At 70.1% G+C, this 14,132-nt stretch carries 14 protein-coding genes and 1 tRNA gene; 11 read left to right on the top strand and 4 right to left on the bottom strand.

Annotated elements, in window-relative coordinates; genetic code table 11:
* Positions 1-8: 8 nt before the first annotated feature.
* Entirely contained in the window at positions 9-2,051 is a 2,043-nt protein-coding gene (locus Microterr_RS07820) for a PTS fructose transporter subunit IIABC (protein WP_263798527.1), read from the top strand.
* Positions 2,052-2,071: 20 nt separating this feature from the next.
* Positions 2,072-2,341 (top strand): HPr family phosphocarrier protein, encoded by a 270-nt coding sequence (locus Microterr_RS07815; protein ID WP_263798528.1) that lies wholly within the window; start codon positions 2,072-2,074, stop codon positions 2,339-2,341.
* 57 nt (positions 2,342-2,398) lie between these two features.
* Here the strand turns inward: Microterr_RS07815 and Microterr_RS07810 are convergent, their stop codons facing one another.
* A complete protein-coding gene (locus tag Microterr_RS07810; RefSeq protein WP_263798529.1) occupies positions 2,399-3,037 on the bottom strand; it encodes an MBL fold metallo-hydrolase in 639 nt (212 codons plus the stop codon).
* Between the two features lie 107 nt (positions 3,038-3,144).
* Between Microterr_RS07810 and Microterr_RS07805 the strand changes: the two genes are divergently transcribed.
* Positions 3,145-3,220 (top strand) — tRNA-Glu (locus Microterr_RS07805).
* 38 nt (positions 3,221-3,258) lie between these two features.
* Here the strand turns inward: Microterr_RS07805 and Microterr_RS07800 are convergent.
* Positions 3,259-4,389, bottom strand: a complete 1,131-nt coding sequence (locus tag Microterr_RS07800) for a DUF4349 domain-containing protein (RefSeq protein WP_263798530.1) — start codon at positions 4,387-4,389, stop codon at positions 3,259-3,261.
* Positions 4,386-4,943 (bottom strand): RNA polymerase sigma factor, encoded by a 558-nt coding sequence (locus Microterr_RS07795; RefSeq protein WP_263798531.1) that lies wholly within the window; start codon positions 4,941-4,943, stop codon positions 4,386-4,388. The genes Microterr_RS07800 and Microterr_RS07795 overlap by 4 nt, the downstream gene beginning before the upstream one ends.
* A 278-nt stretch (positions 4,944-5,221) precedes the next feature.
* On the opposite strand from Microterr_RS07795, the gene Microterr_RS07790 reads away from it, so the two are divergent.
* The 8 genes from Microterr_RS07790 to Microterr_RS07755 all read left to right on the top strand — a co-directional run bounded on the left by Microterr_RS07790 (position 5,222) and on the right by Microterr_RS07755 (position 13,632).
* On the top strand, positions 5,222-6,313 hold the full coding sequence (locus tag Microterr_RS07790) for a TerC family protein (RefSeq protein WP_263798533.1): 1,092 nt from the start codon (positions 5,222-5,224) through the stop codon (positions 6,311-6,313).
* A 60-nt stretch (positions 6,314-6,373) separates the two neighbouring features.
* Entirely contained in the window at positions 6,374-7,072 is a 699-nt protein-coding gene (locus tag Microterr_RS07785; RefSeq protein ID WP_263798534.1) for a hypothetical protein, read from the top strand.
* A gap of 165 nt (positions 7,073-7,237) precedes the next feature.
* Positions 7,238-8,701 (top strand): 3-isopropylmalate dehydratase large subunit, encoded by a 1,464-nt coding sequence (leuC, locus tag Microterr_RS07780; protein ID WP_263798535.1) that lies wholly within the window; start codon positions 7,238-7,240, stop codon positions 8,699-8,701.
* A 3-nt stretch (positions 8,702-8,704) separates the two neighbouring features.
* Positions 8,705-9,301, top strand: a complete 597-nt coding sequence (gene leuD / locus Microterr_RS07775) for a 3-isopropylmalate dehydratase small subunit (protein WP_263798536.1) — start codon at positions 8,705-8,707, stop codon at positions 9,299-9,301.
* Positions 9,302-9,378: 77 nt separating this feature from the next.
* Positions 9,379-10,740 (top strand): UDP-N-acetylglucosamine 1-carboxyvinyltransferase, encoded by a 1,362-nt coding sequence (gene murA / locus Microterr_RS07770; protein ID WP_263798537.1) that lies wholly within the window; start codon positions 9,379-9,381, stop codon positions 10,738-10,740.
* Positions 10,727-11,515, top strand: a complete 789-nt coding sequence (locus tag Microterr_RS07765; protein ID WP_263798538.1) for a lysophospholipid acyltransferase family protein — start codon at positions 10,727-10,729, stop codon at positions 11,513-11,515. Before murA ends, Microterr_RS07765 begins: the two co-directional genes overlap by 14 nt.
* Positions 11,505-12,641, top strand: coding sequence for an NAD(P)H-dependent glycerol-3-phosphate dehydrogenase (locus Microterr_RS07760; protein ID WP_263798539.1), 1,137 nt, complete (start codon positions 11,505-11,507; stop codon positions 12,639-12,641). Before Microterr_RS07765 ends, Microterr_RS07760 begins: the two co-directional genes overlap by 11 nt.
* A complete protein-coding gene (locus Microterr_RS07755; protein WP_263798540.1) occupies positions 12,541-13,632 on the top strand; it encodes a D-alanine--D-alanine ligase family protein in 1,092 nt (363 codons plus the stop codon). The genes Microterr_RS07760 and Microterr_RS07755 overlap by 101 nt, the downstream gene beginning before the upstream one ends.
* A gap of 21 nt (positions 13,633-13,653) precedes the next feature.
* On the opposite strand, the gene Microterr_RS07750 is transcribed toward Microterr_RS07755, so the two are convergent.
* Positions 13,654-14,118, bottom strand: a complete 465-nt coding sequence (locus Microterr_RS07750) for a DUF3515 domain-containing protein (RefSeq protein ID WP_263798541.1) — start codon at positions 14,116-14,118, stop codon at positions 13,654-13,656.
* Positions 14,119-14,132: the final 14 nt, after the last annotated feature.

Here is a 14,132-nt window from a genome sequence, read left to right as displayed (position 1 = left end):
AGATCATCGTGACCGACACCATCACACCCGCCCTCGTCAGCCTCGACGTGGGTCTCGGCGACGACAAGGCGGCCGTCATCCGCGCCCTCGCGGAACGCGTCGTCGCGCAGGGCCGCGCGACCGACGCCGACGCCCTCTTCCAAGACGCCTGGGCACGTGAGCAGAAGGACGAGACGGGGCTGCCGGGAGGCATCGCCATCCCGCACGCGAAGAGCAGCGCGGTCGCCGTCCCCTCCCTGGCCTTCGCCCGGCTGCGACCCGGCGTCGATTTCGGCGCCACCGACGGACCTGCCGACCTGGTGTTCCTCATCGCGGCCCCTGCCGACGCCGCCGAGGCGCACCTCGCGGTGCTCTCCAAGCTCGCCCGCAGCCTGATGCAGGAGGACTTCACCGGAGGTCTGCGAAGTGCGCGCGACGCCGACGAGGTCGTCGCGATCGTGCAGACCGCGATCGGCGAGCGGGATGCCGCCGCCCCCGCGACGGCGGAACCAGCGGCCGCCGCCGCTCCCGCCGCGGCCAGTGCCGAGCGGACGCGGATCGTCGCGGTGACCGCGTGCGCCACGGGCATCGCCCACACCTTCATGGCCGCCGACGCGCTCACTGCGGCGGGGGAGAAGGCGGGCGTCGATCTCGTGGTCGAACCGCAGGGCTCCAGCGGTTATCAGGCACTCGCGCCCGATGTGGTCGCCGCCGCGGACGCCGTGATCTTCGCCGTGGACGTCGACGTCCGCGAACCCCAGCGCTTCGCCGGGAAGCCGGTCGTGCGCTCGGGCGTCAAGCGCGGCATCGAGCAGCCCGACCAGCTCATCAGCGAGGCGATCGCCGCCTCGCGCAACCCGAACGCGGCGCGCGTCGCCGGCACCGCGGCCGGTGGGGCAGGCGCCGCTCCCGCCGCCACGCAGTCGATCGGCGCCCGTCTCCAGCGCTGGCTGCTCACCGGTGTCAGCTACATGATCCCGTTCGTCGCCGGCGGCGGCCTGCTCATCGCGCTCGGCTTCTTCCTGGGCGGCTACAACGTCACCGACAACGCAGCGAACGTCGTCGTCGACAACTCGCTCTGGGCACTGCCGACCGACGAGATCACCTCGCCGTTCGGCCCACTGGGCCAGTACCTCGGATCGGTCGCGTTCATCATCGGCGCCACCTCCATGGGCTTCATCGTCGCCGTCCTCGCCGGCTACATCGCGTTCGCCATCGCCGACCGCCCCGGCATCGCTCCCGGCTTCGTCGCCGGTGCGGTCGCCGTCCTGATGAACGCCGGCTTCATCGGCGGCATCATCGGCGGTCTGCTGGCCGGTTTCATCGCGTGGTGGCTGGGACGCCTGCCGGCGCCGCGCTGGCTGCGCGGTCTGATGCCGGTCGTGATCATCCCGCTGCTCGGCTCGATCTTCGCGTCCGGCCTGCTGATCCTGTTCCTCGGGCGCCCGATCGCGACGCTGATGGCCTGGCTCACCGACTGGCTGACCGCCCTGTCGGCCAGCGACACCGGGGCGATCGCCCTCGGCGTCATCCTCGGACTGATGATGTGCTTCGACCTCGGCGGTCCGGTGAACAAGGTCGCGTACCTCTTCGCCACCGCCGGACTGGCCGAGGCCAGCGCTGAGAACACCGCGCCGTACCTCATCATGGCCGCCGTCATGGCGTCCGGCATGGTGCCGCCCCTGGCGATGGCCCTGGCCTCGACGGTCCTGGGACGTCCGCTGTTCACTCCCGTCGAGCGCGAGAACGGCGCCGCCGCGTGGCTGCTCGGCGCCTCGTTCATCAGCGAGGGCGCGATCCCGTTCGCCGCCGCAGACCCGCTCCGCGTCATCCCCGCCTCCATGCTGGGCGGCGCGGTGACCGGCGCGCTCTGCATGTGGCTGGGCGTGCAGTCGCTGGCACCTCACGGCGGCATCTTCGTGTTCTTCGCCATCGACCCGTTCTGGGCTTTCGCGGTCGCCATCGCAGCCGGTACGGTCGTGACAGCGCTTGCCGTGGTGGCACTGAAGAAGTGGGCGCGTAAGGCCCCGGCCGTCGAGGCCGACCTCCCCGTCGCCGCGGTCGCCGCCTGAACCGACGAGAAGGAGACACCATGGCAGAACGTCAGGCCACCATCGCCAGCAGCTCCGGGCTGCACGCCCGCCCCGCGAAGCTGTTCGTGCAGGCGGTGCAGGAGAAGGGCGTCCCCGTGACCATCGCGGTCGAGGGCGGTGCCGACCTCAACGCCGGCAGCATCCTCTCCCTGATGGGACTGGGCGCATCGCAGGGCACGGTCGTCACCCTGAAGGCCGAGGGCGACGGCGCCGAGCAGGCGCTCGATGAGCTCGCCGCTCTCCTGGAGACCGACCTCGACGCGGAGTGATTCCGCTTCACGAGACGACGAAGGCCGGGGACGCATGTCCCCGGCCTTCGTCGTTCGTCAGATGTCCGCCGAGTCGCCCGGCTCGAGTTCCAGGAACTCGCCGCCGCCCTGCTCGGCCGCCCATTTCAGTCGCGCCCTGCCCATCGTGCGCCCGATGACGGACAGAGTCATGTCGTGGGTCGCGAACGCCTGCCGCGGCGCGACGGCCAGCACGAAGTCCATCGCCTCGCCGATCTTCAGCCAGGGCGCCCCGACCGGCGCCGCCAGAAGGATGACTTCGGCGCCGCCCGGCACCGCGTACGAGTCGCCCGGGTAGTAGAAGGTCCCGTTGACGAGGATCCCTACGTTGTCGATCACGGGGATGGACGAGTGGATCTCGTTGTGGGTGCCGCCGAAGAAGCGCAGCGCGAACGGACCCACCTCGACCGTGTCACCGGGGTGCACGACCGTGATGTCGAAGCCGGCCGCCGCCTTCGCCACGCCCTCCGGTCCGAAGATCGGGATGCCGGGGTACTGGCCGAGGATCCGATCGAGGTGATCGGGCGTCCAGTGGTCCGGATGCTCATGGGTGAGCGCGATCGCGACGACGTCGCCCAGATCGAAGAGGGGGTCGGTGAACGAACCGGGGTCGACGATGAGGGTCTTGCCCTGGTCGCGGATGGTGAGGGCGGCGTGCTCGTGCTTCGTGACTCGCATGCTCCGAGTCAAGCGCGCCGGTGCCGCGTGGGCAAGCGAACCGGCCGAGGCGGCCTCGATTTTGCCGGGGCGGGTCGGGCATGGCATAATCGAACGGTTGCGTGAACGGCCCCATCGTATAGCGGCCTAGTACGCCGCCCTCTCACGGCGGTAACGCGGGTTCGAATCCCGCTGGGGTCACCAACGAGAAAACCCCCGGTCTGACCGGGGGTTTTCTGCATTCATTCCTTCGGTTCGACCGGCGGACGAGCGGATGCTGCGGCCCGCCGACGCCGGATGAGCCGCCGGATCGCCCACACCGCGAACAGCGCGACCGCGATCACGACGAGCCACGGCAGCAGGAACCCGAGAGCGATCACGATGCCGTTCAACGTGGCGACCAGACCGTTCCAGCCGGCGATCAGGCCGTCCGTGAATCCGGCGGGATCGGCCTCCACCGCCTCCTGCTCGGACGTGAGCGTCACCGTCAGCGACGACATCGCCACCTGGTCCCTGAGCAGCTTCAGCTCCTGCTGGTACGACTCGAGGGTCGCCTGACGCTCGGCCAGCGCGGACTCCGCCGCGATCAGGTCGCTGAGGTCGCCCGCTTCGCCCATCAGCTCGGTGAGCCGGTCGACCGACGCCTGCGCCGCGTCGATGCGCGCCTCCAGGTCCACGGTCTGCGAGGTGACGTCGTAGCGGTCGATGGTCGACCCGGTGACCTCGCCGATGCTCGAGAGCCAGCCCAGCATCGCGGTCAGCTCGTCCGCGGGCACCCGCACGGTGATCCACGCGCCGTCCGGACTCGGGTAGGTCGAGACGTCCTTGCCCTCGTACACGTCGATCGGCTGGCCGCCGCTGTCGCCGATGCTCATCGATTCGACGTAGCCGCCGCGGTCTGCGGCCTCATCCGCGATGTCTTTCGTGGCCGCGGTCACGTCGTCGGTCACGACCGTCGCGGAGGCGTTCGCGATGATCTCGCGCTCACCCGTCGCGCTCCCGGCCGCCTCGTCGCGTCCGCTGTCCGAAGCGACATCGCCGCTGTCCTCGAGCGCCCCGGCGCTGCTGCCGGCGGCATCGCTGGCGGTGTATCCGGAATCGGCCGGCGCATCGGGCGCGATCTCCGCGTCGGACGACGCCGCGCCACCCGAGCCGACCAGGTACGGCATGCTGGGCGCCAGCACGGCGGCGACGACGATGACGGCGGCCGCTGCGCCCGCGCCCAGCCAGATGCGTCCGCGCCGCTTGCCCGCGGTTCGGCGCTCCTGGCCGATCCGGTGGAACAGCTCGCTCTCGATCTCGGCCATCCTGCGGTCGCTCAGCTCGGGCAGATCCGCGTTCTGCGTGCCCTCGTCGGGCGTGTCGGGGCTCATGTGCTCTCCTTGACGACGGTCCGCAGACGCGTGCGGATACGGGAGAGACGGTTGCGGACGACGCCGTGGGCGATGCCGAGCTCGTCGGCGGCCGCCTGGTAGGCGTAGCCTTCGGCGGCGCACAGCCGGAAGATCTCGCGGTCGAGATCACCCAGGCCTGCCACGGCGCGGGAGATCCGCTCGGCGAGCTCGCCGTCGATCACCTGCTGCTCGACGTCGACCGTGTCGGGCAGGGTCTCGTCGGCCGCCGAGGCCGTGTGATCGCGATCCCGCCGGCGCGCGCGCAGCCGATTCGCCGCCTGGAAGCGGCAGATCGTGGCGAGCCACGGCAGCAGCGAGTCGCCGGCGAGCTCGAAGCCCGGGAGCTTGCGCCACGCGACGAGGAAGGTCTCCTGCATCACGTCCTCCGCATCGCCCTGATCGCCGAGCAGCCCGTGCGCGAGCCAGTACACCGGCCTCGCATACGCGCGATACAGCTGCCGGAACGCATGCTCGCTCCCGGCCGCGGCGCGCGCCACGAGCTCGGCGTCTTCACGCAGTTCTGGTTGCGGCATCCTCGTCCTTCGCTCCGGATGCTGCGCCTCGCGGTCGCTCCATCGCGGAGTGTCATTGTCTCTCACGGTGTGAGTGTCGCCGAGGAGGAGATCGTCTCAACACGCGGGCGGCCCGCCGGTGGCCAGCCTGTAGTCTGGTCACCGCGAGAGGGAGTATCCCGACCTTGCGTGTCCGTCATCACGAGCTCCGTCGGTGGGGTTCCGGGCACGCACCGCAGGGGCCGACAGGTGCTGCGGGGGAGAGACTTTCGATCCTTCGTCTTCCCCGAAAGGGTCCCATGACCTTCGAGATCCCCGTCTGGTTCGAGATCACGGCGCTGGTGGTGCTCACGCTGATCCTCATCGGCGACCTGCTGCTCATCCTGAAGCGACCGCACATCCCGTCGATGAAGGAGGCGACCCTGTGGGTCGTCTTCTACGTCGCGCTCGCGCTCGTGTTCGCGGTGGTCCTCTATCTGGTCACCGACAGCACGGACGCGATGGGGCAGTTCCTCGCGGGCTGGCTCACCGAGTACAGCCTGTCGATCGACAACCTGTTCGTCTTCGTGCTGCTGATGAGCCAGTTCGCGGTGCCACGGCGGTACCAGCAGGAGGTGCTCATGGTGGGCATCATCATCGCGCTCGTGCTGCGCGCGATCTTCATCATGCTCGGCGCCGCACTCATCGAGAACTTCAGCTGGATCTTCTACGTCTTCGGCGCCTTCCTCGTCTTCACCGCATGGCGCCAGGCGTTCCCCGGTGCGCACGAGGAGGACGCGAAGGCGGAATCCGGGATCGTGCGGTTCCTGCGCCGGTTCATCGACATCAGCGACCACTACGACGGCTCGAAGCTGCGCACCGTCGTCAACGGCAAGAAGGTCTGGACCCCGATGCTGCTCGTCTTCGTGGCGATCGGCTTCACCGACCTCATCTTCGCGATCGACTCGATCCCCGCGATCTTCGGCATCACGCAGAGCCCCTTCATCGTGTTCACGGCGAACCTGTTCGCCCTGATGGGACTGCGTCAGTTGTACTTCCTGCTCGGCGGCCTGCTCGACCGCCTCAAGTACCTGCACTACGGGATCGCCTTCATCCTCGCCTTCATCGGCGTGAAGCTCTTCTTCCACGCCCTGCACGAGAACGAGCTCCCGTTCATCAACAACGGCGAGCCCGTTCCGTGGGCGCCGGAGATCTCCACCTGGATGTCGCTCCTCGTGATCGTCCTCGCGATGACCGTGGCGACCGTCGCGAGCCTGGTGTCCTCGCGACGGGAGAAGGCTGCCGCAGCCGCCCTGGGCCCCGCCGATGCCGCGGCCGTCGTCGCAGACGAGAAGGGCACGCCGCCCAGCGTGTCGCAGCCGCCGGCGCCGGGACGCGTCGACGAGGACTGACGCCCGTCCCTGACGTCCGGACCCCTGGCCGCAGGGGGAGCGCGGTGGGACAATCCCGCCATGGTGACCGCATCCGGTCCTCCAGACGACGACGCGGAAGAGCTCGCGCGACTCCGTGCGCGGGCCTTCGGCGTCGGCGCCGACATCGCCGACGATCCGGCGGCCATGGCGCGACTCGCGGAGCTCGAGGGACGCCGGCCGATCGCCGCAGGCGCGCGGCACGCGCCCTCCGGTGAACTCGAGGAGCACGCGGCCGCCCCCGCCGGGATCGCGGCGTCGGCGCCCGCGAGAGGGGCCTGGCGCGCGAGCGTCCTGCTCGGTGCAGTGGTCCTCGCGGTGGGAGGCCTCGTGGTCTGGGTGGCGGTACAGGCGACGGCAGGCCCGCCCCCGGATGCGACGCTCGTGCCCGACCCCGACGCGGAGACCGCGATCGCGGAGGAGGTGTCGCGGTTCGCGGGATACCTCGCGCTGGAGACCGACACCCTCGTCTCGTACGGCGACTTCCGCGGCGCCGAGATCTGGCGCGTGCAGAACGGGCACGGGCACCCGTGCCTGATGGCGGTGCAGCCGGCGACGAGCGACCTGCTCGAGGTCGCGTGCGCCCCTCCGGGCGCCGAGCTGCGCCTGGACCTCCTCGCCGAGGTCTACAACCAGGAGGACTTCTGGCGAGAGGGACTCGTCGACGGTTCGCTCGCCCGCTTCGTCGCGCGCGATGACGCGGTCGACGTGTGGCTCTACCCGTCGACCCCCGAACGGTGAACGGCGTGGTCGCGGGCCGGCGGCCGGCGCGCCGATGCTATTCTGACGACGTGCGGATCGCTCGCCTTCTCCTTAGCGGCCGCGACGAGTCCTAGTTCCCAGGCCTCCCTCGTCGCGGAGTTTCGTCGCGGGCTTGATCCTCTTCCTCAGGAGAACGACAGGGCAATGAGCACTTCATCCATCGCAGCGTCCGCCATTCCGGATCGCCCCCGCACCCTCGCCGAGAAGGTGTGGGACGACCACCTCGTCGTGAAGGGCGAAGACGGTCAGCCCGACCTCATCTACATCGACCTGCACCTCGTGCACGAGGTCACGAGCCCGCAGGCCTTCGACGGCCTGCGCGCAGAGGGGCGTCCGCTGCGGCGCCTCGACCTCACGATCGCGACCGAGGACCACAACACCCCGACGCTCGACATCGACAAGCCGATCGCCGACCTCACCAGCCGCACGCAGATCGAGACGCTGCGCCGCAACGCGGCGGAGTTCGGGGTGCGCATCCACTCGCTGGGCGACAAGGAGCAGGGCATCGTCCACGTGGTGGGTCCGCAGCTCGGGCTCACGATGCCGGGCATCACCGTCGTGTGCGGCGACTCGCACACCTCGACCCACGGTGCGTTCGGCGCCATGGCGTTCGGCATCGGCACCAGCGAGGTCGAGCACGTGATGGCGACGCAGACGCTTCCGCTGAAGCCGTTCAAGACGATGGCGATCACGGTGGAGGGCGAGCTGCGGCCCGGCGTCACCGCGAAGGACATCATCCTGGCGATCATCGCGAAGATCGGCGCGAACGGCGGGCAGGGCTACGTGCTCGAGTTCCGCGGCAGCGCCATCAGGGCCCTGTCGATGGAGGGGCGCATGACGATGTGCAACATGTCCATCGAAGCGGGCGCCCGCGCCGGCATGATCGCCCCGGACGAGACCACCTTCGCCTACGTGAAGGACAAGCCGCACGCGCCGCAGGGGCAGGACTGGGAGGATGCGGTCGCCTACTGGCGCACACTGCCCTCCGACGAGGGCGCGGTCTACGACGCCGAGGTCTTCCTCGACGCGGACGCCCTCGAGCCGTTCGTCACGTGGGGCACCAACCCGGGCCAGGGCGTCTCGCTCTCGGAGACGGTGCCCTCGCCCGACTCGTTCGCCGATCCGAACGAGCGTGCCGCCGCGGAGCGCGCCCTGGAGTACATGGACCTGACGCCGGGGACGCCGCTGAAGGACGTGCCCGTCGACGCGGTGTTCATGGGATCCTGCACCAACAGCCGCATCGAGGATCTGCGGGCGTTCGCGTCCGTCGTCCAGGGACGCACGAAGGCCGACGGGGTGCGCGTCATGGTGGTTCCCGGCTCCGCGCGCGTGCGCCTGGAGGCGGAGGCCGAAGGTCTGGACAAGATCTTCATCGACTTCGGCGCCGAGTGGCGCTTCGCCGGCTGCTCGATGTGCCTGGGGATGAACCCCGACCAGCTCGCGCCCGGCGAGCGCTGCGCGTCGACGTCGAACCGCAACTTCGAAGGCAGGCAGGGCAAGGGCGGACGCACGCATCTCGTGTCGCCGCTCGTCGCGGCGGCGACCGCCGTGCTCGGGCACCTCGCCAGTCCCAGCGACGTGCCCGCTCTCGAGACGGCGGAGGTCTGACCCATGGACAAGTTCACGACGCACACCGGCATCGCCGCACCCCTGAAGCGCTCCGCGGTCGACACCGACCAGATCATCCCGGCGGTGTACCTCAAGCGGGTGACCAAGACGGGCTTCGACGACGCCCTGTTCGCGAGCTGGCGGCAGGATCCCGAGTTCGTCCTCAACCAGCCGGTCTACGCCGGTGCCAGCATCCTGGTCGCCGGGCCCGACTTCGGTACCGGGTCCAGCCGCGAGCACGCCGTCTGGGCGCTCCGCGACTTCGGCTTCAAGGTGGTGCTGAGCCCGCGGTTCGCGGACATCTTCCGCGGGAACGCGGGCAAGCAGGGGCTGCTCGCCGGCGTCATCTCCGAGGAGGACCTCGCGCGGATCTGGGCGGCGCAGGACGCGGAGCCCGGTGCACGGATGACGGTCGATCTCGACGCGCGGGAGGCCGTGATCGGCTCGCTCCGGGTGCCTTTCGAGATCGACGATTACACTAGGTGGCGGCTCCTCGAAGGGCTCGATGACATCGGGCTCACACTGCGCGAGGCAGACAAGATCGCGCAGTTCGAGGCCCGCCGTGAGGCGTGGCGGCCACGGACGCTCCCTGTCCAGTGAGACGGCAGTCCCTCCCACAAGGAGAGGCAGCCGGCGATGACGACCACGAACTCGACGATCCAAGTGAGGCCCACCGTATGAAGACGCTCCTGAACGAGTCCTCAGTGTCACCGTCAGGGGGGTCAGGCGAGATCCTCGCGATCCGCGGCGGCCGGCCCCTGCGCGGCCGTGTCGAAGTGAAGGGCGCGAAGAACCTCGTCACCAAGGCGATGGTGGCCGCGCTCCTCGGCGAGACCCCCAGCATCCTGCGCGACGTCCCCTCCATCAGCGATGTGAAGGTCGTCCGCTCGCTGCTCGAGGTGCACGGAGTGTCGGTGCAGGAGGGCGAGGTCGAGGGCGAGCTCATCCTCGACCCGAGCGGTGCCGTCGCGGCGCACTTCGAGGAGATCGACGCGCACGCCGGTGCCTCCCGCATCCCGATCCTGTTCTGCGGCCCGCTGCTGCACCTGCTCGGCGAGGCGCTCATCCCCGACCTGGGCGGCTGCCGCATCGGCGACCGGCCCATCAACTTCCACATGGACGCGCTGCGCGCGTTCGGCGCGATCGTCGACAAGAGCTACGAGGGCATCCGCATCACCGCCCCGAACGGCCTCACCGGCGCGCACATCGAACTGCCGTACCCGAGTGTGGGCGCGACGGAACAGGTCCTGCTGACCGCGGTGAAGGCCAAGGGCACCACCGAGCTCAAGAACGCGGCCATCGAGCCCGAGATCATGGACCTCATCGCGGTCCTGCAGAAGATGGGCGCGATCATCACGGTCGAGCCGAACCGCGTCATCTACATCGAAGGCGTCGATGAGCTGCGCGGGTACGACCACCGGGCGATCTTCGACCGCAACGAGGCCGCCTCCTGGGCGTGCGCCGCTCTGGCGACCGACGGCGAGATCTTCGTCGGCGGAGCGAAGCAGCAGGACATGCTGACCTTCCTCAACGTGTTCCGCAAGGCCGGCGGCTGGTTCGACGTGCGCGAGGACGGCATCCTGTTCCGCCGCGGTGCGAAGCTCACCCCGGTGGTCGTCGAGACCGATGTCCACCCCGGATTCATGACCGACTGGCAGCAGCCGCTCATCGTCGCCCTCACGCAGGCCGAGGGCGAGTCGGTCGTGCACGAGACGGTCTACGAGAACCGGTTCGGATTCACCGAGGCGCTGGTGAAGATGGGCGCCGACATCGTCGTGCACCCCCGCGGGCTGGAGGGCGACTACCGTCGCGTCGCGCGCCGTGAGCTCGAGCAGGCTGCCGTCATCCACGGTCCCACTCCGCTGCACGGCGCCCGCATCGAGGTGCCCGATCTGCGCGGCGGCTACTCGCACGTCATCGCTGCGCTGACCGCAGAGGGCGAATCCGTGGTGTCCGGCGTCGGCATCATCAGCCGCGGGTACGAGAAGTTCTTCGCCAAGCTCGAGGCGCTCGGCGCCGACTTCGATGTCATCGGCTGACGCGTCCGCCGCGCCGGCGCCGCGACCGCGCGCGTCACGCGAGAAGACGCGTCCGAGCGTCTTCTGGCCGCTCGCGGCGATCGTCGTGCCGCTGATGGGGCTCATCGCGAAGGTCGAGATCACCGGCGGCGAGAAGCTGCCGCGCTCCGGCGCGTACGTGGTGGCGCCGAATCACTCCACCGAGTTCGATCCGCTGATCATCGCGGTCGTCGTGTGGCGGCTGGGTCGCGCCCCCCGCTTCCTCGCCAAGGAGAGCCTGTTCCGCGTTCCGGTGCTCGGCTGGGCCCTGCGCGCGACCGGCATGGTCCCCGTCGCGCGGTCGTCGTCGGCGGCGGCCTCGCGGGAGACCATCGAGAGCTCGCAGCAGCTCGTGGAGCACGGCCGCGGCGTCATCGTCTACCCCGAGGGCACGCTCACCCGCGACCCCGACCTGTGGCCGATGCGCGGCAAGACCGGTGCGGTGCGCCTGGCGCTGGCCGGCGGCATCCCCGTGATCCCCGTCGCCCACTGGGGCGGCGAGGCCATCCTGCCCCGCTACGGAAAGCTCAGCCTCTGGCCGCTGCGCCGGCGCGTGCGCGTGCTGGTGGGCGATCCCGTCGACCTGAGCGAGTTCGCCGGGCGCGGCGCGGAGGCATCCGTGCTGACCGCCGCCACCGACAAGGTCATGGTCGCGATCAGCGCGCTCGTGGGCGAGCTGCGCGGGCAGACCCCGCCCGCCGAGCGCTGGAACCCTGCCGCACACGGGCAGAGGGAGACGGGTCGCCTTGAGCCGTAGACAGGATGCCGGCCGGCCCCGTGTCGCAGTGATCGGCGCCGGCAGCTGGGGCACCACCTTCGGGAAGGTGCTCGCCGACGGCGGCGCGAACGTGACGATGTGGGCGCGTCGCCCCGAGACGGCTCTCGAGATCCACGAGGCCAAGCGCAACAGCGAGTATCTGCCCGGCATCAATCTGCCGAGGGCGATGAGCGCCACCCACCACCTGTCCGAGGCGCTCGACGGCGCCGACCAGGTCTACATCGCCATCTCGAGCCAGGCCGTCAGGCAGAATCTCAAGGCGGTGCGCCCGCTCGTGCAGCGCACCGATGTGCCGATCGTCTCGCTGATGAAGGGCGTCGAGCGGCGCACCGGTCTGAGGATGAGCCAGGTCATCGAGCAGGAGCTGCACTGCGACCCCGCCCGGATCGCCGTGGCCTCCGGTCCGAACCTGGCGCTCGAGATCGCCCGGGAGCAGCCGACGGCCGCGGTCATCTCCTCCATCAGCCAGGAGACGGCGGATGCGGTGGCCCGCAGGGCCCGCAACAGCTACTTCCGGACGTTCGTGAACACGGACGTCATCGGCACCGAGTTCGGCGGCGTGCTGAAGAATCTCATCGCGGTCGCGATCGGCATCGTGGACGGCGTCGGCTACGGCGAGAACACGAAGGCGTCGATCATCACGCGCGGGCTCGTCGAGATGACGGACTTCGCGGTCGCCCAGGGGGCGCAGCCGGAGACGCTGCAGGGTCTCGCCGGTCTCGGCGACCTGATCGCGACGTGCCAGTCGCCGCTCAGCCGCAACAACACGGCGGGGCGCCTGCTCGGCCAGGGGTACAGCTTCCAGGATGTCGTGAAGCAGATGGATCAGACCGCAGAGGGCCTGGCATCCGTCGCTCCCGTCCTGCAGCTGGCCCGCGAGGTCGGCGTGCAGATGCCGATCGTGGAGCAGGTCAAGCGCGTGCTGGACGGCACCATGGACCCGCGGGAGATCGCCCCGCACCTCACGACCGACGACGACGAACCCCAAGGGGAGAGGACGCAGAATGGACAGGCCGGTGGTGGCGGTGCTCTTTGGAGGTCGATCCAGCGAACACTCGATCAGTTCCGCCACGGCGGGAGGCGTGCTCCGGGCGATCAACCGTGAGCGCTATCGGGTGATCCCCGTCGGGCTCACCCGCGAGGGCGTCTTCGTGCTCGAGGATGACGACCCCGACAAGTTCGCGCTCGACGCGGAGCACCTGCCTGACGTCGTCGACAACGGGACCCGGGTGATCTGGCCCGAGCCGGGCGCCGAGCGCACCCTGCGCGTGCGCCGTGCCGACGGCTCGATCGACGACCTCGGCACCGTCGACGTCGTGCTGCCGATCCTGCACGGACCCCACGGCGAAGACGGCACCATCCAGGGCTTCTTCGACACGCTCGAGCTGCCGTACGCCGGCGGCGGGGTGCTCGATTCCGCGCTGTGCATGGACAAGCACTTCATGAAGATCGTCCTGCAGGCGTCCGGGATCGCGGTGGCGCCGTGGGTGACCGTCACGGCGGCGCAGTGGGCCGCCGACCCCGACCGCGTGCGCGCCCAGGTCGCCGAGCTCGGCTACCCGGCGTTCGTGAAGCCCGCGCGCGCCGGCTCCAGCGTGGGCGTGTCGAAGGCCCACGTCGAGGCGGAGCTGGCCGGTGCGCTCGAGGTGGCCTTCGCCGAGGACGCGAAGGTGCTCGTCGAGACGACCATCGTCGGACGCGAGATCGAGGTGGCGATCCTCGAGGGGCGCGGGGGCGCGCGGGCGCGTGCCTCGCTGCCGGGCGAGATCGTGCTCACCACGCGCGAGTTCTACGACTTCGAGGGCAAGTACCTCGGCGGAGACGGCGCGGATGTCGTGTGCCCCGCCGACCTCAGCCCCGAGCTCATCGCGGCCATCCAGGACCTGGGCGTGCGATCGTTCGAAGCGGTGGAGGGCAAGGGGCTCGCCCGCGTCGACTTCTTCCTCACCGAGGACGGGCTCTGCGTCAACGAGCTGAACACGATGCCCGGTTTCACCCCGATCTCGATGTTCCCGAAGTGCTGGATCGCGTCCGGGATGACGTACGCCGACCTGATCAGCGAGCTCGTCGACACCGCGCTCGAGCGCGCGGCCTGATCGCCTCGGGCGGGCCGGCCGTCAGCCGGTCGCGCGGTCCGTGCAGACGGATCCGTCCACCGGAAGCGTGCCGACCGCCGTTGCGAGCGCCGTGAGCGTCTCCTGGCCCGACACCGCGTCGTAGTCGAGGTACACCTCGACGGCGGGCTCGCGCCCGAACGTCGTGAACCGGTAGTTCGGGGCCTCGGTGTCGTCGATGATCCAGTCGACGCCGTCCACGGTGAGGCAGGGGAGGGTCGATGGCCCCGGTGCGTCGACGCCGCACGTCAGGATCACCGTCGTCGGGTCACCCCACGAGCCGGTGGCCTGGGCGTCCGTCCACCGTCGCTGCTGGCCGTCGACGACATCGGGCAGCCGGACGGTCACCGCGGCGCACGCCGGATCGTTCGCCGCGTCCGCGGGCGTGAGGCTCACCGTCGTCGCGCACCCGGCGAGCGTCAGGGCCGTCAGGGCCACCCCAGCGGCGGCGAGCACTCGACGGATCACCCCTCCAGGCTAAC

This window comes from Microbacterium terricola (genome assembly GCF_027943945.1).
Lineage (GTDB): Bacteria > Actinomycetota > Actinomycetes > Actinomycetales > Microbacteriaceae > Microbacterium > Microbacterium terricola.
The sequence above is the reverse complement of the archived record's forward strand: the minus strand, read 5'-3'. Positions and strand labels throughout refer to the sequence as shown.

What these genes read in the sequence shown, in the direction of transcription:
- leuC (WP_263798535.1), top strand. Translation starts at nt 7,238, where the DNA reads ATGAGCACTTCATCCATCGCAGCGTCCGCCATTCCGGATCGCCCCCGC.
- murA (WP_263798537.1), top strand. Translation starts at nt 9,379, where the DNA reads ATGAAGACGCTCCTGAACGAGTCCTCAGTGTCACCGTCAGGGGGGTCA.
- Microterr_RS07800 (WP_263798530.1), bottom strand. Translation starts at nt 4,389, where the DNA reads ATGAGCCCCGACACGCCCGACGAGGGCACGCAGAACGCGGATCTGCCC.
- Microterr_RS07815 (WP_263798528.1), top strand. Translation starts at nt 2,072, where the DNA reads ATGGCAGAACGTCAGGCCACCATCGCCAGCAGCTCCGGGCTGCACGCC.
- Microterr_RS07755 (WP_263798540.1), top strand. Translation starts at nt 12,541, where the DNA reads ATGGACAGGCCGGTGGTGGCGGTGCTCTTTGGAGGTCGATCCAGCGAA.
- Microterr_RS07790 (WP_263798533.1), top strand. Translation starts at nt 5,222, where the DNA reads ATGACCTTCGAGATCCCCGTCTGGTTCGAGATCACGGCGCTGGTGGTG.
- leuD (WP_263798536.1), top strand. Translation starts at nt 8,705, where the DNA reads ATGGACAAGTTCACGACGCACACCGGCATCGCCGCACCCCTGAAGCGC.
- Microterr_RS07795 (WP_263798531.1), bottom strand. Translation starts at nt 4,943, where the DNA reads ATGCCGCAACCAGAACTGCGTGAAGACGCCGAGCTCGTGGCGCGCGCC.
- Microterr_RS07765 (WP_263798538.1), top strand. Translation starts at nt 10,727, where the DNA reads ATGTCATCGGCTGACGCGTCCGCCGCGCCGGCGCCGCGACCGCGCGCG.
- Microterr_RS07785 (WP_263798534.1), top strand. Translation starts at nt 6,374, where the DNA reads ATGGTGACCGCATCCGGTCCTCCAGACGACGACGCGGAAGAGCTCGCG.
- Microterr_RS07810 (WP_263798529.1), bottom strand. Translation starts at nt 3,037, where the DNA reads ATGCGAGTCACGAAGCACGAGCACGCCGCCCTCACCATCCGCGACCAG.